Origin of the sequence: Suilimivivens sp. (genome assembly GCF_037359455.1) — a bacterium.
In the GTDB taxonomy this organism is placed as follows: domain Bacteria; phylum Bacillota; class Clostridia; order Lachnospirales; family Lachnospiraceae; genus Suilimivivens; species Suilimivivens aceti.
Genome location: NZ_JAXXXI010000059.1, coordinates 22,386 through 43,884 on the forward strand (window position 1 = coordinate 22,386; position 21,499 = coordinate 43,884).

Here is a 21,499-nt window from a genome sequence, read left to right on the forward strand (position 1 = left end):
GGGCGTTATCATATGAAAAACAGGGAAGCGGATGACAGAGATGACTTTGAAAGCATATTACCGGAGTATGGAAGGCGGAAGCTCCTGACCTGTGCAGAATCCATACGGGAGCTGGCAGAAAGCTTTCAGGAAACAAGAGAAAACAGAGAGATCCTGCCGGAAGAAAACCGTAATGATTTCCTGTGTCAGAGGCGTCTTTTTGAAAATAAAAACCTGATGGCGGAGCATCTGCAGGAAATGGCACAGATCATGACAGATGTAGCACAGGAAACGAAAAGCTGCAGACCATTAAGCGTCAGAAGAGTGAAACAGATTGCCCATGCTATGAAAGAGGTCGGAGTGCAGATGAAGAATCTGTACCTGATCGAAAATGAAGAAGGGAAGAGCGAGGTTACGATCTGCCTCAGGAATGAAAAAAGGAATACGCTGTCAGCAGAGGAAATGGGAGACCTGCTTTCTGTTCTGTTGAATATCAGGCTGGTCTGTACCGGAGACAATCCCTTTTTTGTAACAGAAGAATGGAAGACCTTTTATTATGTGGAAGAGGCCGGATATCATGTGCTGACCGGAGTGGCCACTGCTGTTAAGGAGACAGAAAAGGTTTCAGGGGATAATTATTCCTTTTTTGAAATGAAGCCGGGCAATCAGACAGCGATCCTTTCAGATGGAATGGGCTCAGGGGAGAAAGCGTGTCAGGACAGTACCCTTGTTGTAGAACTGATGCAGAAGTTTCTGGAGGCGGGATTCCCGGCAGAAACAGCGATTTCCATGATCAACAGTGCACTGGTATGCCGTGAGGAAAGCGCAAATATGTCTACTCTGGATCTCTGCAGTATTGATCTATACGGAGGGGAATGTCGTTTTATCAAGGTGGGAAGTGCCTGCTCGTATATTAAAAGGGGACAGCTCGTGGAACGGATATCATCCGGTAATCTTCCCATGGGGATCTTTCAGAAACCGGATGTGGATATGGTCTGCCGGGAACTGGAGGATGGAGATTATGTGATCCTGTTTTCTGATGGAGTTACGGATGCACTTTCCCAGGGGATGGGGGAGGAGATACTTCCGGAGGTGATCGGGAGCTGCCAGCTCAGCAATCCTGGAGAAATAGCAGGCTCTCTCCTGAATTTCTGTATTCACCAGTGCAAAGGACGTATCCGTGATGATATGACGATTCTGGTGATCGGGATCTGGAAAAAAGAAGAGGAATAAGTCTTTTCTTTTATATATATATCAGCTATAGTAAATATATGGTCAATAAAGTTCTGGATTATTGTGAACAATATCATATGATAGCTTCTGGCGATGTGGTTGTAACAGGGGTTTCAGGGGGCGCAGATTCTGTCTGCCTCCTTTTTATGCTGCTTGCTATCCGGGAGAAGGTGCCGTTTCATCTGGCAGTTGCCCATGTAAATCATGGACTGCGGAAGGAAGCTGCCATGGAGGCAGCCTACGTGCATGAATTATGTGAAAACAGGGGGATCCCATTCTATCTGAAAGAGGCAGATATGGCAGGCTACGCAAGGGAAGCATCCCTTTCTGAGGAGGAAGCAGGCAGGCAGATCCGGTATGCTTTTTTCAGGGAGATACTTATACTGGAGGGCACAAGGCACCAGACGGAGGAGGCAAAGTGGAAGATCGCAGTTGCCCATAACCGGAATGACAGAGCCGAAACCATGCTGTTCCATCTTTTCCGGGGAACAGGATTGGCGGGACTCTGCGGGATCCCGGCGGTAAACGGGAGGATCATACGGCCGCTTCTCTGCCTTGACAGGCAGGAGATTGAGGCTTATCTGAAAAATGAGAAGATCCGTTACTACACGGACAGTACCAATCAGGAGGATCACTACGCAAGAAACAGGATCCGCCATCATATTCTGCCCTATGCGGAAGATGAGATCTGCAGAAGTGCTGTGGCACATATGAACCAGACGGCAGAGAATCTCCGCCTGGCAGAGATTTATCTGGGGAAACAGACGGAAGAAGCGGCAGAGAGATGTGTGCTGCCTGCCGGAAACGTGGCAGCAGAATGCCAGGAGAAAGAACCGGCTGGCAGTGAGAAGCAGATCCGTCTGGATCTGGATGCTTTCATAAAAGAAGATCCATATCTGAGAGGCCGTATCCTGCATCTGTTTGTGGAGAGACTGGCCGGTCAGAGAAAAGACATTACGGCGGCACACCTGGAGGGCATAGAACGACTTTTCCTTTCAGAAAAAAACGGTGAATTGAATCTTCCATATGAAATTACGGTTTATAAAAATTACAGGATGGGTATGCTTGTAAGAGGTAAACAGAAGAAGCAGAGAAAGAAGCCTGTAGTGATCAAGGGGGATGGGATTTATCAGGCAGATGGTCCTTTAGAGGTGGAAGTTACAGTGTTTTCCTGTGAAAAAACTGGAAATATTCCGGAAAAGAGATATACGAAATGGTTTGATTATGATAAAATAACAACATCTGTTCTGCTGCGGGTAAGGGAGCGTGGGGATTATCTTACGATCAACAGCAGCATGGCGCACAAGTCCCTTCAGGATTATTTCGTTAATGAAAAAATCCCAAGACAGGAAAGGGATTCTTTTTATGTACTTGCAGATGGCGCCCATATCATGTGGGTTCCCGGATATCGGATCAGCGAATATTATAAGGTGACAGAGAAAACCCGGAATATTATGCAGATCAGCATAAAGAAGACGGAAGCGTAAGAAAGGAGTCAGGAAATGGCTGAACATGTAAAGGTACTATTATCAGAAAAGGAAGTGGATGACAGGATCCAGGCGATCGGAGAGCAGATCAGCAGGGATTATGCAGGAAAGCAGGTACATCTTATCTGTGTATTAAAGGGAGGAAGCTTTTTCCTGTGTGAGCTGGCAAAGAGGATCACTGTACCGGTTTCCCTTGATTTCATGTCTGTATCCAGCTATGGAAGTGAGACTAAGTCAAGTGGTGTGGTCAAGATCATCAAGGATCTGGATGAGCCGATCAAGGGGAAGGATGTTCTTGTGATTGAGGATATTGTAGATTCTGGAAGAACCTTAAGCTATCTTATGGAAATGCTGAAGGACAGAGGACCTGCAAGCTTAAAGCTCTGTACACTTCTTGACAAGCCGGACAGAAGAGTCATTGATGTGCCGGTAGATTATACAGGATTTGAAATTCCGGATGAGTTTGTAGTTGGCTACGGTCTTGATTATGATCAGAGATATCGTAATCTTCCCTACATCGGAGTGATCAGCTTCGATTGAGAAGAGTGCTTTAAAAGAAATAATGCAGTAAATGACAGAATAGGAAAGTAAGACAGTTATGAAAAACCGAGGTATCAGAATTTATTTTGTACTCGTGATCGGACTTCTGCTCCTGGTTCTCTGGACCAGCATGCTGAATGTGAAGCAAAGCGAGTATACCAAAGGGGAACTGGTAACCAGCCTGAAGGCAGATGAAGTAATTTCGGCAACAATCCTGCCAAACCGTGAAACACCGACAGGTGAAGTAGAGATCGTACTGGCAAACGGTGAACAGAGAACCCTTTATGTAACAGATGTAAATGAGATCGAAGCTCTGCTGGAATCATATAAGATTGATCCGGCTGTAGAAAAGGTGCGGGAAGAAAACTGGTTCCTGAACAGTGTATTCCCGGTGCTCCTTGCCGTGATCGTTATGGTGTTCTTCTTTGTGATGATGAATAATCAGAATGCAGGCGGCGGAAACAGCAAGATGATGAATTTCGGAAAGAGCCGGGCCAGACTTTCTCTTGGTGACAATAAGACGACCCTGCAGGATGTGGCGGGTCTGAAGGAAGAGAAGGAGGATCTGGAGGAGATCATAGAGTTTTTGAAGAATCCGGGTAAGTTTACCAGGGTTGGTGCCAGGATCCCCAAGGGTGTACTGCTTGAAGGAGCACCCGGTACAGGTAAGACCCTGCTTGCCAAAGCAATTGCGGGAGAAGCAGGAGTTCCCTTTTTCAGCATATCGGGATCTGATTTTGTGGAAATGTTTGTTGGTGTTGGTGCATCCAGAGTCCGTGATTTGTTTGAAGAAGCTAAGAGGCACGCTCCCTGTATTATTTTTATCGATGAGATCGATGCGGTTGCAAGACGCCGTGGAACTGGTATGGGTGGCGGTCATGATGAAAGAGAACAGACATTGAATCAGCTGCTTGTAGAGATGGATGGCTTTGGTGTGAATGAAGGGATCATTGTGCTGGCAGCAACCAACCGTGTAGATATCCTGGATCCTGCCATTTTAAGACCGGGGCGTTTTGACCGGAAGATCAGTGTGAACAGACCGGATGTCGGAGGCAGGGAAGAGATCCTGATGGTACATGCCAAGAACAGACCTCTTGCAGAGGATGTAGACCTGAAGCAGGTGGCACAGACGACAGCCGGATTTACCGGTGCGGATCTGGAGAATCTTCTGAATGAGGCGTCCATTATGGCAGCCAAGGAAGAAAGGGCTTTTATCATCCAGGATGATATTAAACGGGCTTTCATTAAAGTAGGAATTGGCGCAGAGAAGAAGAGCCGGGTGATTTCAGACAAGGAAAAGAAGATCACTGCTTATCATGAGGCAGGTCATGCGATCCTGTTTCATGTACTGCCGGATGTGGGACCTGTCTATACGGTTTCTATCATTCCAACCGGTAATGGTGCAGCGGGTTATACCATGCCGCTGCCGGAGAAGGATGAGATGTTTATCACAAAGGGGCAGCTTCTGCAGGATATTATGGTGTCTCTTGGAGGACGTATTGCAGAGGAGATTATTTTCGGTGATATTACTACAGGCGCTTCCAGTGATATCAAGAAGGCAACCTCTGCAGCCAGAGATATGGTGACCAGGTATGGTATGTCTGAGAATATTGGCGTGATCAATTATAACAGCGATGATGATGAGGTATTCATCGGAAGAGATCTGGCTCATGCAAAGAATCACAGTGAACTGATCTCGGGAGAAATTGACAGAGAAGTAAAGGCCATTATTGATGACTGCTATAAGAAGGCAAAGGATATTATATTGGCACACATGGATGTACTGCATCACTGTGCAGAACTGTTGATCGTTAAGGAAAAGATTGGCAGGGAAGAGTTTGAGGCATTGTTTGACCAGAAGGAGAATGATCCGGAAAGCTTTTTCGAAAACCATGAAATTGGTGAAAGTGCACAAAAATGATGGTGCGAATTTGTAATATTTGTGAATTGTAGGAATTTACACAAAATGGGGGCTATGCTATTATACTACTTGTAACCCCCCCAATACATTATATAGTTTTTGCTATACCCCATAAGAAAGAAATACCTTCTCTAAAAAGAACAGTACACGTACTGTTCTTTTTACTTTATATTGATAAAAGAGGCTATTTCGGATAAAATAAGAAGTGGATTTTGAAGGGAGCAGCCAGGTATGTTTTTGGATATAAACCGCCTGAGAAAGGCGGAGTATGAAACGCAGTATATTAATGGGATGAGACCTGTTTTCAACAAGAAGGCACTGTTCAGCGATACGACGGAAGATTATGTGACTCCGGCAGAACCGGAGCCATATTCATATGTAATGATCCGTTTCCGGACAGCGGTAAATAATGTAGACCGAATCTTTCTTGTACATGGAGAAGCAAGGCATCTGATGATGCGGGAATCCAAGGATGAATATTTTGAATACTTTTCCTGTGAAATGGAACTGGAGAATACAGAGTTTTCTTATTATTTCATTGTAGAAGCCGGCAAGCTGAACTGCTTTTATGATACGAGAGGTGTAGTGAAGGAAGTGCGGCCAGAGTATCAGTTCCGTATCATTCCCGGGTTTAAGACACCGGAGTGGGCCAAGGGTGCTGTTATCTATCAGATCTATGTAGACCGGTTTTATAACGGAGATCCTGCCAATGATGTACTCACCGGGGAATATCAGTATATCGGTGACAAGACAGTGAAGGTGGATGACTGGGAGAAATATCCGGCAGCCATGGGCGTCCGTGAATTTTATGGCGGTGATCTGCAGGGTGTTCTTGACAAGATGGATTATCTGCAGGATCTGGGTATTGATGTTATTTATTTCAATCCCCTGTTTGTGTCCCCGTCCAACCACAAATACGATATTCAGGATTATGACTATATTGATCCCCATTTTGGCAGGATCGTCAGTGACGAGGGAGAGCTTCTTTCCCACGATCAGAGGGAGAACCGTTTCGCATCCCGTTATATTGACCGGGTGACGAATAAGGCTAATCTGGAAGCAAGTAATGCCCTGTTTGCAGAGCTGGTGGCAGAAGCACATAAGCGCGGCATAAGGGTTATTCTGGATGGTGTGTTCAATCATTGCGGTTCCTTTAATAAATGGATGGATAGAGAGCGCATTTACGAGAATGCCGAAGGTTATGAAAAGGGTGCCTATATTGAAAAGGAAAGTCCCTATCATAGTTACTTCAAATTCCATAATGACAATGCATGGCCCTATAATGGCAGCTATGACGGCTGGTGGGGGCATGACACACTGCCAAAGCTGAATTATGAGGATTCCAGGGAGTTATATGCTTACATTCTCCGTATTGCGGCCAAGTGGGTAGCACCTCCTTACAACGCAGATGGATGGAGGCTGGATGTGGCAGCAGATCTTGGCTACAGTCCGGAAACCAATCACAGGTTCTGGAAGGACTTCCGCAGGGCGGTAAGAGAGGCCAATCCTGAGGCAATCGTACTGGCAGAGCATTACGGAAGTCCGAGGGCATGGCTGAATGGCAAGGAATGGGATACGGTTATGAACTATGATGCCTTTATGGAGCCCGTGACCTGGTTCCTTACGGGAATGCAGAAGCACAGTGATGATTTCCGCGGAGATATGCTGGGAAATGCGGATAATTTTATCGGGGCCATGAAGCATCATATGTCTGATTTCACGACGCCATCTCTGCAGATTGCCATGAATGAGCTGTCAAACCATGATCATTCACGTTTTCTGACAAGAACAAACAGGAGAGTAGGACGTACCAATAATCTGGGACCGCAGGCAGCGAATGAAGGAATCAATAAGGCTGTTATGCGGGAAGCTGTTGTCATGCAGATGACATGGCCTGGTGCGCCTACAATTTATTATGGAGATGAAGCCGGTGTCTGTGGCTTTACCGATCCTGACAACAGAAGAACCTATCCCTGGGGGAAAGAAGATCAGGAAATGATCCGGTTTCATAAGGAAATGATCAGGATTCATAAGGCATACCGGGAGCTGCTGACAGGTTCCTTGAAGATTATGAGCGGAGATTATAACCTGATCTCCTATGGACGTTTCAACAGACAGGCACAGACCATCGTGGTGGTGAATAATAATGATCATGAGGTGTCCAAAGATCTGACTGTATGGTATCTTGGCATTCCAAAGGAAAGTACCATGAAGTGTCTGATGCTTACGGAGAAAGATGGTTTTAGTACAGAAGAGGTGGAATATACGGTATCCGGTGGCAAGGTATATCTGGTAATGCCACCGATATCGGCTATCGTACTCAGACATGAAAATCTGGTACCTTTGCAGAAAAAGAAAAAATTCTTTTCTTTTGAGGAGTAGAATGAAATTATCGGAAAAACCCGGAAATACGGCAAATGGCCGATCCTGTGATGCCGATAGAAGAAAAATATAAAAGTAGTAAAATAGTACTTGTTTTTTTAAAAGCAGGTGCTATCATTAGAGTAGAAGAAGTATCAAAGTATGGATTCTCCCCGTTTTGCCGGGAGGATCGGGGAAGGAAGTGTATCTTATGAAATCGGCAAAACTTAAAAAAGTATTACTCTGTTTTGCACTGGTGCTTGTCCTTGGCGGCGGCAGTATTGCTTACTACAATGTAGCTGGCAGAACTGATGGCGCATTAACAGATCAGGCAGCGACAAGAGACGCAGGAGTTCCCGCTGACGGAATTGTTTACATTGAACCTGAGATGGTCAGTCTTGCAGATGCCCTCACAGGGACAGCTGATTCCCAGGCCGCAGCAAAGGCAGCCTTCGATATCGTAAATGCGAAGAGACAGGAAGCCGGACTTTCCGCACTTACATGGAACAGTGGTCTTGAGCAGGCATCCTCAGTCAGAGCTGTAGAAGCATCCCAGTCATTCTCACACACCAGACCTGATGGTTCCGACTGGTGGACCGTTAACAGCAATCTGATGTATGGTGAGAATCTCGCAAAGGGATATGCAAGTGCAGATTCTGCAGTTACAGCATGGATGAATTCTCCTACCCATAAAGCTAATATTATGGATGCAGAGTTCACGTCAGGTGCGATTGCTATTCATGTAAATAGCAATGGACAGTGGTTCTGGGCACAGGAATTCGGATTCTAAACGTACATAAGAAGGGCCTCCGGAGTTAAAGCTTCGGGGGCTCTTTTTGTGTACATAATAGACAAAAATAGGTGAAATGAAATGTAAAAAATGTAGAAAATGTAAAAATCTATTGTAACATCAGAGGAATGATGTTAACATGAAAACAACTTAATTCGGAGTCAGAAATAATAAATTCGATATTCGAATTAATAGACTGAAAGGTAATGAAAAATGCAGAAGCGTGGATTAAAGGATATTAAGAGACGAAACAGGCATGTGATATTACAGACTGTTCTGGATAATAAAAAACTATCCCGTGTCGAGATTGCACAGAAAACAGAGCTGGCACCCAGTACGGTATCTACTTTAGTGGCAGAAATGATAGAACAGGGGTATCTGATAGAAAGTGGAAGCCAGATCACAGCAGGGCGAAGCCGCACAGAGCTGACACTGAATCCTGATTACGGAACAATAGCAGTTCTGGAGGTTAATCGTAAAGGTGTTGAGCTGAGTGTCTATGATATGGCACTGCAGGTGATAGAAAGAAAGAAATTGTCGGAACAGTGCCTTACAGGAAATGAACTGTTTGATGAAATCACAAATGCGGTTGATGTCTATTATAAAAAGGAACGGCCGCTGGCAGGGATCGGACTGCTGTTCCAGCAGGATATGAGGGAAAGTGATTTCCGTATCATGTATTCTACAGGAGCTGCAGCAGCAAGCATTACTTTGAAGGAAGCACTGGTTTCCAGATACAAGATTTTTGTGACAGAAGATTATGGAGAGGTTTATAACGTTTCCAGGGCATTGTCAGAGCAGAAAAAGGGTGAGGTGCGAAACAGCGCACATATCAGTCTTGGTGAAAGGGTAGTCATCAATGTAACACAGGAAAACATGATTGTACCGATTCGAAGTGATTTCTTCGAAACAGCAACCAGCTTCCTGGAAGACCTTGTTCCTGAAACAGAGGGAAAGAAGACAGGTTCTGACAGAATGAAGAATCTTGTGATGATCATGCAGCTTCTGTGTATGATATTTCCGCTGAACATTATTTTTCTGTCGGGAACAGATATTTCAGACAAAGAGGATGAGAAAACGATCCGGAGGCAGCTTGCAGAAAAGCTTCCGGAAAAGCTGATCCCACAGATCCGGTTTTTATTTCAGAAATCGACAGAGCAATGTGCAAACAGTTATGCGCAGCGTCTGAGATCAGATATTCTATTTAATCATTAACAGGAGGTAGCTTATGAAATTCAAGGAGCTTATTGAAGGTAACAAATTCAGTCTGGTTGTGAGTCTGCCGTCCAACAATCTGGAGCTGGCAAAAGCAGCTCTTGACGGGGGCGCACAGGCAGTCAAGGTTCACTGCAATGTATGGCATAGAGCAAGTGGCCATACCTTTGGAACCTATGCGGAGAACAGAGAGTTTCTGCAGCAGCTGATCACACTTTGCAAGGATGTGCCGGTTGGACTGGTTCCAGGTGGTGAAGATGCATTTATCACACCGGAGGAAAGACTGGAACTGGAAAATATGGGACTTGGATTTTTCAGCTCCTACAGTCAGCATTTACCCTGCCATATGATGGAGAGCAAGGTGCTGACGAAAATGGTAGCTATTGATTATACTTATACAGAGAATACACTGGATGCAGTTCGGAGCTCAGGTATTGATGTGCTGGAATGTTCAGTCCAGCCTGGTGAAAACTACGGAACAGATTTAAACTATGCAGATATTTTGCGGTACAGTGATATCGTAACAAAATCCGGAAAGCCATGTCTGATCCCCACGCAGAGGAAGATCAAACCATGCGAGGTGAAGCATCTGTATGAAGCGGGCTGCAAGGCAGTCATGATAGGTGCTATCGTGATGGGAAAAGAGCCTGATGCGAAACAGCTTCAGGCAGTAACATCAGCATTCAGGGAAGCTATAGATGCCCTGTAATCGAGAAACTCAACTCGCCAATGAGTGAGTGAAAATAAAAAAGAAAAAGGAGAGATCATTATGTTGCAAGGTTTCCTGATCATTCTGATTTTTGTCATCATCGCAGCACTCATGATGACGAAAAAAATTCCTACCCTTCTGGCTTTGCCTCTTATGGCAGTTATTATCTGTATTATTGCAGGTGTTCCTGCAGTCGGGGTTGACGCAGAAGGCGTAGAGATCGGCTGGCTTCAGACAGTACTGGAAGCAGGTACCGTCCGTATGGGCAGTGCGATCATGGCAGTTATTTTCGGAGCATGGCTTGGACAGCTTATGAACAAGACCGGTGTTACTGAAAACATCATTAAAAAGAGTGCAGAGCTCGGAGGGGACAGACCTCTGGTTGTTACTCTGATCATGGTTGTTGCCTGTGCAGTCCTGTTCACTACACTGAGCGGACTGGGTTCTATCATCATGGTTGGATCTATCGTATTACCGATCCTCATTTCTGTCGGCGTTCCGGCAATGAGTGCAGCCTGCATTTTCCTGATGGCATTTACATGCGGCCTTACCTTTAATATTGCGAACTGGAAGACATTCTCCAGTATCTTCGGACTGGAAATTGACCAAATCAAGGGCTTCGAGGTGTACATGCTGATCGCAACAGCAATCGCAACCATTATTCTTGTCCTGGTTGAGTTCAAGCGTAACGGCGTGAAGTTTGCTTTTTCTGCACCTGTTGAAGAAAGCAAGCCGGCAAAGCAGTTAACAGGTATCAGAGGCGGGCTGGCAATGATCACACCACTGATCCCCATTGTACTTGTAGCTGCGTTTAAGGTTCCTGTATGTCCTGCATTTATGGTAGGTATTGCATGGATCCTGATCTTCACCTCAAAGAGCTTTTCAAAGGCAATGAATATGCTGGTAAAGACCTGCTATGATGGCATTACAGATGGTGGTCCGGCTATTATCCTGATGATCGGTATTGGTATTCTTTATCTGGCAGTGACACACTCTATGGTAAAGGAAGTACTGAATCCGTTCCTGTTGGCAGTAGTTCCGTCTAACAAGGTTGCTTATATTATCTTCTTCTCATTACTGGCACCCTTATCACTGTACCGTGGTCCCATGAACCTGTTTGGACTTGGTTCCGGTATTGCGGCACTGGTAATCGGACTTGGAACTCTTTCTCCTTTGGCAGTTATGGGTGCATTCCTGGCAGCAGAAAGAATCCAGGGCTGTGGAGATCCTACCAATACACAGAATGTATGGACTGCTAACTTTGCAGAAGTAGATGTAAATGGTATTACCAAAAAGTTACTGCCTTACTTATGGGCAATCGCCATTGTTGGTGTTGTTGTCAGTGCAGTAAAGTATTTCTAAGAGAGATTTAGATAAAGAGGATCTGAGGACAAATGAGATGAGGGTGTCATATTCTGGCACCCTCTGATTGAAAAAAGACCTCAGCTAATGTGAATACAGGGATACATCGGTTGAGGTCTTTAGTCAATCTACAGATTATAAAACAGGAGGAAATTTGTGAATGAAGGTCAGAATTGGTATTGATGTCGGGGGAACTTTTACAGATGCTGTTGCCATTAATAATGAGACTTATGAGCTGATCGGTTCAGTGAAAGCGCCGACAACCCATACGGCAAAGGAAGGTGTTGCTGCAGGTATTGTAGAAGTATTGCATAAGGTAATGGAGCAGTATAGCATCAAACCGGAGGACGTGACATTTATTGCACATGGAACAACGCAGGCTACCAATGCCCTGCTGGAAGGAGATGTGGCAAGGGTTGGTGTTGTTACACTGGGACAGGGTATCCAGGGAGCAAAGAGCCGCAGTGATACTACAATAGGAAATATTGAACTGGCACCGGGGAAGTTCCTGAATTCAGAAAATAATTATGTAGATACATCCTCACAGAATGTAGACCAGGCAATCAGGACAGCGTTGGAAACATTGAAAAATCAGGGATGTACAAGTTTTGTGGCAGCAGAGGCTTTCAGTGTGGATGACCCGGCAAGAGAGAACCGGACAGTAGAATTATGTAAAGAAATGGGGCTGCCGGGAACAGCTACCAATGATATATCAAAGCTGTATGGATTAAAGATCCGGACAAGAACTGCAGTTGTAAATGCAAGTATCATGCCGAAGATGCTGGAAGCAGCAACTATGACGGATGCAAGCATCAAATCGGCAGGAATTGAAAGTCCTCTGATGGTTATGCGCTGTGATGGCGGTGTCATGACTGTTGATGAAGTGAGGAACCGTCCGATCCTTACTATTCTGTCAGGACCGGCGGCAGGTGTTGCAGGGGCACTTATGTATGAAAAGCTGACAGATGGACTGTTTTTCGAGGTAGGAGGAACCTCTACGGATATTTCCTGTGTCAAGGATGGAAAGGTTATGATCCGTTATGCAGAGGTTGGCGGGCATAAAACCTATCTGAACAGTCTGGATGTACGTACCGTCGGAATCGGCGGCGGAAGTATGGTGGAGATTAAAAACGGAAAGGCCGTTGATATGGGACCAAGAAGTGCCCATATTGCAGGACTGGAATATGAGGTTTATACGCCAGCAGAAAAGATCGTGGATCCGAAGCTTGTAGCAGTACGGCCGATGGAGACAGATCCGGAGTATGCCTGCATAGAATGCGCAAATGGGGTAAAGGTTGCGCTGACTATGGCTGGAGCAGCCAATCTGGCGGGTTATGTAAGAGAAGAGGATTATGCCTTCGGTAATGTGGAAGCAGCCAGAAAGGCATGGAAGCCGTTAGCAGACAATATGGGATGCAGCGTAGAGGAAGCAGCAAGGAAAGCACTGGCTTTTGCAGCAGCGAAGAATGGTAAGGTTGCCAGAGAGCTTATGAAGGATTATGGCATGGATCCCCAGCATACCGTTTTTGTAGGTGGTGGCGGCGGTGCAGCTACGGTAGTGCCACACCTGGCGGAAACTATGGGACATAAATTCCGAATTGCACAGAATGCACCGGTTATTTCAACGATCGGTGTGGCACTTGCCATGGTTCGTGATATGGTGGAAAGAAGTGTTGCCAATCCGACCGATGCAGATATTATCAGTGTACGCCGGGAAGCAGAACAGAAAGCGATCCAGAACGGTGCAGCCCCCGGAACGGTGGAAGTCAGTGTGGAAGTAGATACACAGAAAAATATCATCAGGGCGATCGCAGTGGGTGCTACAGAGCTGCGGAGCAAGGACAGAATGAAAAAAGAGATGTCCGAGGATGAGCGCCTTGGAGTCGTGGCAGAAAATCTGGGAGTAGGTAAGGAAAAGCTGCAGATAGAGGCCAGGAATGGCGCCATGATGGCAGTCCAGTACGATAGAATACAGAAAAAGCTTTTTGGTCTGATCAAAAAGGTAACGAAGCCGCTGCGTCTGATCGATGAGGAAGGTGTGATCAGACTTCAGAAAAATAATGCACTGGTAAGGCAGACTACGGTAGGTGGCTGGCAGCAGGATCTGAAATGGATCCTGGAGGAGCTGACAGAATATAATGATGGCGGTACCAATCTTCCTAATGTATATGTTGTGCTTGGCAAGAGGATTATCGATCTGTCCGGCATGCAGACAGGTGAACAGATCATAAGTCTTGGTAATGTGGAACTGGCAGGATATGAGGATATGGAGCCGCTGATTCTGGCGGCAACCAGACGAGTGGATGCGTGAGGAAGAATGAATGGAGCAGTTTGATTTTCCTTTTCCTGGAAGAGAGCTGGCAGATCAGGAATTAACCTATGACATGTGTTATGCAAAAATACAGGAAGAGGATCGGGCAGTAATCGTAGAATCGGCATGGCAGAAGGGCTGCAGGGCGGCAGAAAAGGTTTTTGCTGAAGAAAACGGAAATATGGATTTTGCGGAAATCGTCCGGAAAAGCGGTCTTAAGCTGGTAGAAAAGGATATAGATTATGTGGTCGGTGGACAGAGATATTTCAGTGACTATATTTCCGGGAAAAAGTGTATCAACCTGTATGTCCGTTCAGTAAAAAAGTGGGCAGAGCAGAATAAGCTGACTTATAAACAGGCTGTTAATTTGATCCTCAGCCACGAGTATTTTCATTTTCTGGAGGTTACAAAGCTTGGTCTGACCAGCAGGGAATATCAGGTGCCTATGGTCAGGTTTGGGAAAATAGTAATTGGAAAAACAGGGATTCATGCATTGTCTGAAATAGGAGCCCACGGTTTTGCGAGGACTTATTATGATCTGTGGTATCAGCAGGAGAAAGGAAGAAGCATAGATGAAGGAGAATCTGAATTATGATGTTGTGATCATTGGCGGGGGACCGGCAGGTGCTGTGGCAGCTGTTGCAGCAGCGAGGCAGGGAATGAAGACACTGCTTGTGGAACAGAATGGCTATCTTGGCGGATCACTGACAGGCTGTGGGGTCGGACCTCAGATGACATTCCATGCAGGGACAACGCAGGTTATAAAAGGCATTCCGGAAGAAATTGTAGAAAGGCTGCAGGAACTTAGAATGTCTCAGGGGCATATGGAAGATTTCGTCGGGTATGCCAGCAGCATTACACCCTTTGATGCAGAAGGAATGAAACTGGTACTGGAAACCATTGTGCAGGAAGCAGGGGCAGAGCTGCTATATCATACCACATACACCGGATGTACAGTAGAGGACGGAGAGATCACGGAGGTACAGCTATATGCAAAGAATGGCTTTTTCTCTGTAAAGGGAAGGGTATTTCTGGACTGCAGTGCGGATGCAGATCTGGCAACACATGCAGGGATCAGCAGTGTATATGGACGGGAAGCGGATCATCTGGCGCAGCCTATGACAATGAATATCAAAGTAGCGAATGTAGACCGGGAAAGGGTCATGGAATTTGTAAAGAATCATCGGGATGATATGCTTTCTACGATTCCCTTTGACAGACTGGAGGAAATTCCAAGAACGGGAATTCAGGGCGCTTATTCTCTGATAAAAGCAGCCAAAAGCAAAGGGGAGTTTCATGTGGACAGGGACATGGTACTCTGTTTTGAAACGAACAACAGAGGTGAGTTTATTCTGAATATGTCGCGTATTATCAGAAAATCAGCCATTGATCCTTTCGAACTGACAGAGGCTGAGATCGAAGGAAGAAAACAGGCGCAGGAAATCGTAGCCTTCATGCGGAGATATATTCCGGGCTTTGAAAACTGCAGACTGGAATGCACCGGTCCGAGTATCGGGATCCGTGAGAGCCGTAAAATTGATGGCATCTACAAGCTGAAGGCAGAGGATCTGGTGGAAAATAAGATGTTTCCTGATGCCATTGCCATGGGAGGATATCCGATAGATATCCATTCACCTGACGGAGCAACCATGAAGCACCGGTTTCTGAAGCCGGGGAGCTGGTATTCGATACCATACAGATCTCTGGTAACAGAGAAGATAAAGAATCTGATCGTGGCCGGCAGGTGCTTAAGCGCAACCCACGAAGCCTGTGCGGCAGTGAGAGTAACACCGATCGTCATGGCAATGGGACAGGCTGCAGGTACAGCAGCCGCTCAGAGTGTCCGTGAGGGCGAGGCGGCTAACGGTCTGGATACGGAGAAGCTCCGGAAAGCCCTTAAGGAAAATGGAGCTTTTCTTCAGGATTATACAGGATAAAGAAGGACAGGAAATAAGTATTTGCCGTGTTTTGTGCAAATACTTATTTTTGTTTTGCAGGGAGGAGAAAAGTTCCACTGCAGAAACACTCGGGTTTTTGCTATAATACGGACAGGAAGAGGGAGCAGCTATGAAAGAAAAAACAAATGTCCGGGAAGCTCTGGTGCCGTTACTGATCCTGTTTGCTTCTTTTATCGGGGTAACACTGTGCTCTATGATCTTTATGGCCAAGGACAATAATTATGACAATATGATCAATCAGTATTTCAACATCAGCAAGGAGCTGTATGGAAAGCTGATTTATCTGCATATATCAAAAGGGGCACTGGTCAATGGCATGAACCTGTGCAGCCTTGCATTTCTGTTTGGAAATTTCATGCTTATCTGGCAGATCAGTTCCGCAAAGGAGAAAAAGAGAAGAAGAGGGCTTCTGGTCGCAGCCAGTGTTTATCTACTCCTGCAGGCAGTTGTCTATAATACGGTATTCCAGCGCTTACTCTATTTCGGGGAAATGGGATTTCTGCCGGATCCCCGGATCTTCCGGAAAATTTACGGTGGATTTCATTATGCTACTGTGATCGGAAATTTCCTGATGCTGATTATGGGATGTGGTTTTATTTTTCTGTCTGATCTCCGTAAGAAACAGATACCGGAACTTCTCAGGGTAAAGCGTGCCATTTTCCTGACACAGATCAGTCTGGTGGGGCTGTATTTCTATATGTTCTTTTCCCTGCCGGATTCCTTCCTGTGGATGTCCAGATCAACAGGCTATATTTCCTATCACTCCCTGAAAATGGCACCATATGTGGGTGGTATGAGAGCGGTGATTTGGCTGATCCTGTTATTCTTGATCATCCTGTTTTACAATATGTACCGGTATCAACTGATGTGGGAGAGAGTATCCAAGGAGGAATATGTTTTTTCCAGTATTATTGCTTCATCAGAAATTTCCACCAGGGCATTCAGCCATTATGTGAAGAATGAACTGCTTGGGATCATGGCAGAGGCAGAGGCTCTTTTGGCAAAGGAGAAGGAACCTGCCAAAGAGCTTGAAAATATCCAAAAATCCTGTCAGGAGGTATATGACAGACTGAATGAGCTGCAGAAGAACAGTAACCGGATCGTATTGAATCAGTCTAGACAGAATTTGGCAGAAGTGATCCAAAGCGCAGTGGAAGAAAACAAAGCAATGATGGAGAAGGCGGGTTGTCAGATCTTGTACGAAAAACCATCGAAAAAGGCGGAAGCCTTTCTGGATCCAGGTTATATGAAGGAGGTTTTTCGGAATATTTTCTGCAATGCCATGGAGGCGATGGAGGAAAGTCTTGGTGAAAAGAAGGTTTTCGTGGAGCTTAAGGTTTATGATGAGGAAGTGGAGATCATCATAAAGGATACAGGTCCCGGGCTTTCAGAAAGTATCAGTAACCGGTTGTTTAATCCTTTTGTATCCACGAAATCAACGAAACAGAACTGGGGAATCGGACTGTCCTTCTGCAGAAGGATCATTATCAGCCACAGAGGAAGAATTACGGCAGAAAATGGGGAACTGGGAGCAGAGTTCCATATTTATCTGCCTTTGATAGGAGAAGTGTCAGATGGAAAATAAAAAGATAAGAGTAATGATTGTAGATGATATGGAGTCACTTTGCAGGAAATATGAGACAGTTCTTTCACAGTCAGAGGAAATTGAGGTAGTGGCGACTGCACATGACGGGTATCAGGCGATCATGAAAAGTGCCATGTTGCAGCCGGATGTGATCCTGATGGATATTGAAATGGAAAGCAAGTACGCCGGGATCACAGCGACCAGCCAGATCCTGCGGGAGTTTCCGAAGATCAAGATCGTAATTCTGACGGTTTATGAGGATGATGAGATGATTTATGCGGCTTTTCAGGCAGGAGCCTGTGATTATGTGCTGAAGACAGCTACACCGGCAGCCATGGTTTCCTGCGTAAAGGATGCTTACTATGAGAAATCGGTGATCCGTCCGCAGGTAGCAAAGAAGCTGCGGAAAGAGTTTAAACGGATCAAGAATAATGAGGACAGTCTGATCTATACGATCTATCTGGTACAGCTTCTGACGGATACAGAGAGAAATATCCTGGAGGCACTGCATGAGGGTAAGGATCAGAAGGAAATCTGCCGGGAACGTTTTATTGAGCCGGTGACGATGAAGACACATATCCGCAACATTGTGAAAAAGATGAAACAGAAAAATATAGAGGACGTTTTGTCACAGGTAGAGCAGAGCGGATATTTCTATTATATGGACAAGATCAAAAGCAGACAGGATGAAAGCTGATGTACCATGTCTGTAAATGGATGATCAAACAGATTATCCGGCTGATGAAAACCGCTTCTGCAGAGCATGCAGAGGCGGTTTGTGCATTCTGACGGAAAAAAATTAGATTCTCTAATCTTTTCGCAGAAGACGGTAAAAAGGTAAGAATGATAGACTTTCGAGGGAAGGGTTACCCTGATAGAATGGGGTCATCTGATAAACAAAGAGAAGGAAAGGCAAAAAAGGAGGACATTACATGAAAAAGAAAATAATCTCTTGTATTCTGGCATGCACCATGGGACTTGGTCTGCTGGCAGGCTGTGGCTCATCGGACAATGGAGGTACCACAGCAGAAGACACTGCTACACAGGATTCATCAGCAGCAGAAACAGACACTGTAGCAGAAACCGCAGAAGCAGACACTGCAGGCGGACAGGACAAGGTAGAGATTCACTATTATTCTTGGAGTGAAGGTGACTATCTGCAGCAGATGGTAGATGCATTCAATGCATCCAGTGAAAATGTAACGGTAAAGATGACACAGGTAAGCAGTGATGAGTACGATGATAAGCTTATGACTATGCTGGCTGGAGATAATGATATTGATGTGTTCAATATGAGATCCACTTCCCTGTTAAGTAATTTGGCAAAGAGTGGAAATCTGACAGATATTTCCCAGATGATCAATGACAGTGGCATGGATATTTCCATTTATGGAACCGGATTTGCAGACACCAAAGTAGATGACAAATTTTACGGACTTCCTTACAGAGCATCTGCTTATGGACTTTTCTATAACAAGAAAATGTTTGATGCAAAAGGAGTTGCTTATCCTGATAACCTGACATGGGATGAATATGCAGATCTGGCAGCAGAGTTATCGGAAGGCACAGGCGCTGATAGAATCTATGGCGGTTATATTCCTGACTGGAATAACTGTGCTTATATTACACTTCAGGAAGGCTCCAACTTTGCAGATGATGACTTGAGCGCGCTTCAGGACTGGTGGGAGCTGGAAAACAGGATGTATAACACAGACAATTCCCATATGAGCTATTCTGATATGGTGAGCAGCGGTACCGATGGAATCAACTTTTTCTGTTCCGGCAAGTGCTATATGTATCCCGGCGGAGAATGGTCTATCAGTGATGTACTGACCATGTTAAAGAACGATCCTACAATTGCAGACAATTTTGAACTTGGTATTGCAACTGTTCCCCAGCCTGCAAAGACAGACGATCCGGTTACTATCGGTGGGGTAAGTACCTTCATCGGTATCAATGCATCTTCTGAAAAGCAGGAAGCAGCCTTTGAATTTATTTCCTATATGGCTGGAAAAGAAGCAGCAAAATATATCGCAGCAGCAGGAGCAATCCCTGCTTATATTGATGATGATATTACAGCAGTATTTGAAGAAGCAATCGGTGTATCCGGAGCAGCTAATATCCTGAATCCGTCCAAGATTTCCGAAACACTGATGATCCCTGAATATACAGAGCTTCAGACTATTGAAAAGGAAGAAAGAGAACTGTACCTGCTCGGTGAGCAGTCTCTGGAAGACGGATTAAAGAACTTCGAAGAGAGAAGAGCAGAAGTGATGAACTAAAGATAAGGAGGGAAGCCATATGGCAAAGCAAGCTGTCAAAAAGAGCAGACGCAGGCTGAAACAGAATCTGGTTGGCTGGGGATTTATCCTTCCAAGCCTGATCGTGTTCTTCCTGTTTATGTTTCTGCCTATTGTGCTTGGATTCTGGTACAGCCTGACAGATTATACAGGGCTGTCGAAAGATTACCAGTTCATCGGACTGCAGAATTACATCAAGATGTTCTCAGACCGGTATTTTAAAGTATCTGTTAAAAATAACTGCATTTACGCCGTATGGTTTTCTGTCCTGACGATGCTGGTATCTCTGATACTGGCGAGCTTATTAAACAGACTAATGCGATTCCGGAAGTTTTTCCGGATTGCATTTTTCCTGCCATACATTTCATCAATGGTGTCCGTAGCGGTCATCTGGAAGATGATCTTTAATCCACAGGGAGGCCCTTTAAATACTGTACTGGGGCAGCTTGGCATCAGTAATCCTCCCCAGTGGCTGGCATCTACTACGTGGGCACTGTATGCTGTGATCATCGTATCTGTCTGGAAAAACTGTGGCTACTATATGATGATTTTTCTGGCAGGACTGCAGAATGTGCCGGATTCCCTGTATGAAGCGGCGGCGCTTGACGGAGCCGGTAAGCTGCAGCAGTATTTCAGGATCACACTTCCGTTGATCAGTCCGACCATATTCCTGAATCTGATCCTGGTTACGATCAACTCTTTCCAGGTATTTGATCTGGTCAGTGTCATGACGGACGGAGGCCCCGGTATGAGTACGAATGTGCTGGCATACAGGATTTACTATGAAGGCTTCAAGAGTATGCATATGGGATATGCGTCTGCAATCTCTTATTTCCTGTTTGCAGTGATCCTTGTGATCACTATCATCCAGTTTGTTGCGCAGAAGCACTGGGTAAATTATGACTAAGGAGGAGAGAATACGATGAAAAAAGCAAAAAATGTAATATTTTATGCATTAATGTTCCTTCTGTCCTTTGCCATGATCTTTCCGTTTCTGTGGATGATATCGACTTCATTCAAATTCGACAGTCAGGTGTTTACAACACCGATCGAATGGATCCCGGATCCTGTAAATTTCAGTAATTATGTGAAGGTGTGGACAGAAGAGCCATTTCTGACCTTTTACAAAAATACAGCTTTTGTTGCGGTATTTGCTACGGCGGGTCAGGTTATTATCAGTGCAATGGCAGCTTATGCCTTTGCAAAGATGAAATTTACCGGAAGGAATATAGTATTTGGGCTTTATCTGGCAACTATGATGGTGCCATGGAATACGATCATGATTCCACAGTATCAGATCATCAGTAAGCTGCATCTGACAGATACTCATCTGGCGCTGATCCTGGGACAGCTTGCCAGCGCTTTCGGTATTTTCCTGCTCCGGCAGTTTTTTATGACAGTACCGGATGAGCTGGTGGAGGCAGCGAGGATCGATGGAGCCAGTGAGGGAAGGACCTTCGCACAGATCATGCTGCCACAGGCAAAACCGGCGCTGGCAACATTGATCATATTTACGTTTATACAGGTATGGAATGACTATATGGCACCGCTGATCTATCTGAATACAAAAGAGAAATATACGATTCAGCTTGGCCTTAAATTTTTCCAGTCAGAGCATACTATGCAGTATACCGTTATAATGGCAGGAACAGTGTGTGCGTTGATCCCAATCCTGATCATATTTCTGGTATTTGAAAAGCAGATCACAAACGGAATGGTTCACAGCGGACTGAAAGGCTAAGAAGGAA

At 45.3% G+C, this 21,499-nt stretch carries 17 protein-coding genes; all 17 read left to right on the forward strand.

Features of this window, described 5'->3' with window-relative positions; all coding sequences use genetic code 11:
* Positions 1–12 precede the first annotated feature (12 nt).
* The 17 genes from WJQ40_RS13470 (at position 13) to WJQ40_RS13550 (ending at position 21,492) form a co-directional block, all read left to right on the forward strand.
* On the forward strand, positions 13–1,212 hold the full coding sequence (locus WJQ40_RS13470) for a SpoIIE family protein phosphatase (protein ID WP_118798567.1): 1,200 nt from the start codon (positions 13–15) through the stop codon (positions 1,210–1,212).
* A 38-nt stretch (positions 1,213–1,250) separates the two neighbouring features.
* Entirely contained in the window at positions 1,251–2,699 is a 1,449-nt protein-coding gene (tilS, locus tag WJQ40_RS13475) for a tRNA lysidine(34) synthetase TilS (protein WP_337540832.1), read from the forward strand.
* Positions 2,700–2,714: 15 nt separating this feature from the next.
* Entirely contained in the window at positions 2,715–3,239 is a 525-nt protein-coding gene (gene hpt, locus WJQ40_RS13480; protein WP_118798569.1) for a hypoxanthine phosphoribosyltransferase, read from the forward strand.
* A 58-nt stretch (positions 3,240–3,297) separates the two neighbouring features.
* Positions 3,298–5,160 (forward strand): ATP-dependent zinc metalloprotease FtsH, encoded by a 1,863-nt coding sequence (ftsH, locus tag WJQ40_RS13485; RefSeq protein WP_262574427.1) that lies wholly within the window; start codon positions 3,298–3,300, stop codon positions 5,158–5,160.
* A 231-nt stretch (positions 5,161–5,391) separates the two neighbouring features.
* Entirely contained in the window at positions 5,392–7,542 is a 2,151-nt protein-coding gene (locus WJQ40_RS13490; RefSeq protein WP_337540834.1) for a glycoside hydrolase family 13 protein, read from the forward strand.
* 190 nt (positions 7,543–7,732) lie between these two features.
* A complete protein-coding gene (locus tag WJQ40_RS13495) occupies positions 7,733–8,311 on the forward strand; it encodes a CAP domain-containing protein (protein WP_262574432.1) in 579 nt (192 codons plus the stop codon).
* Between the two features lie 213 nt (positions 8,312–8,524).
* On the forward strand, positions 8,525–9,526 hold the full coding sequence (locus tag WJQ40_RS13500) for a helix-turn-helix domain-containing protein (RefSeq protein WP_337540836.1): 1,002 nt from the start codon (positions 8,525–8,527) through the stop codon (positions 9,524–9,526).
* A gap of 13 nt (positions 9,527–9,539) precedes the next feature.
* Positions 9,540–10,235, forward strand: coding sequence for a hypothetical protein (locus tag WJQ40_RS13505; RefSeq protein WP_337540839.1), 696 nt, complete (start codon positions 9,540–9,542; stop codon positions 10,233–10,235).
* A gap of 60 nt (positions 10,236–10,295) precedes the next feature.
* Positions 10,296–11,597: a C4-dicarboxylate ABC transporter gene (locus tag WJQ40_RS13510; RefSeq protein ID WP_337404797.1), complete on the forward strand. Its 1,302-nt coding sequence runs from the start codon at positions 10,296–10,298 to the stop codon at positions 11,595–11,597.
* A gap of 160 nt (positions 11,598–11,757) precedes the next feature.
* On the forward strand, positions 11,758–13,908 hold the full coding sequence (locus WJQ40_RS13515; protein ID WP_262574436.1) for a hydantoinase/oxoprolinase family protein: 2,151 nt from the start codon (positions 11,758–11,760) through the stop codon (positions 13,906–13,908).
* Between the two features lie 10 nt (positions 13,909–13,918).
* A complete protein-coding gene (locus WJQ40_RS13520) occupies positions 13,919–14,503 on the forward strand; it encodes a hypothetical protein (RefSeq protein ID WP_337404793.1) in 585 nt (194 codons plus the stop codon).
* Positions 14,481–15,845: an FAD-dependent oxidoreductase gene (locus WJQ40_RS13525; protein ID WP_337404791.1), complete on the forward strand. Its 1,365-nt coding sequence runs from the start codon at positions 14,481–14,483 to the stop codon at positions 15,843–15,845. The genes WJQ40_RS13520 and WJQ40_RS13525 overlap by 23 nt, the downstream gene beginning before the upstream one ends.
* A 130-nt stretch (positions 15,846–15,975) precedes the next feature.
* Positions 15,976–17,451 (forward strand): HAMP domain-containing sensor histidine kinase, encoded by a 1,476-nt coding sequence (locus WJQ40_RS13530; protein ID WP_337540841.1) that lies wholly within the window; start codon positions 15,976–15,978, stop codon positions 17,449–17,451.
* Positions 17,441–18,148: a response regulator transcription factor gene (locus tag WJQ40_RS13535; protein ID WP_337404788.1), complete on the forward strand. Its 708-nt coding sequence runs from the start codon at positions 17,441–17,443 to the stop codon at positions 18,146–18,148. Before WJQ40_RS13530 ends, WJQ40_RS13535 begins: the two co-directional genes overlap by 11 nt.
* A 235-nt stretch (positions 18,149–18,383) precedes the next feature.
* Positions 18,384–19,733, forward strand: a complete 1,350-nt coding sequence (locus tag WJQ40_RS13540) for a sugar ABC transporter substrate-binding protein (RefSeq protein WP_337404787.1) — start codon at positions 18,384–18,386, stop codon at positions 19,731–19,733.
* Between the two features lie 19 nt (positions 19,734–19,752).
* On the forward strand, positions 19,753–20,658 hold the full coding sequence (locus WJQ40_RS13545; RefSeq protein ID WP_337404785.1) for a sugar ABC transporter permease: 906 nt from the start codon (positions 19,753–19,755) through the stop codon (positions 20,656–20,658).
* A 15-nt stretch (positions 20,659–20,673) separates the two neighbouring features.
* Positions 20,674–21,492, forward strand: coding sequence for a carbohydrate ABC transporter permease (locus WJQ40_RS13550; RefSeq protein WP_337540842.1), 819 nt, complete (start codon positions 20,674–20,676; stop codon positions 21,490–21,492).
* The last annotated feature ends 7 nt before the right edge of the window (positions 21,493–21,499 follow it).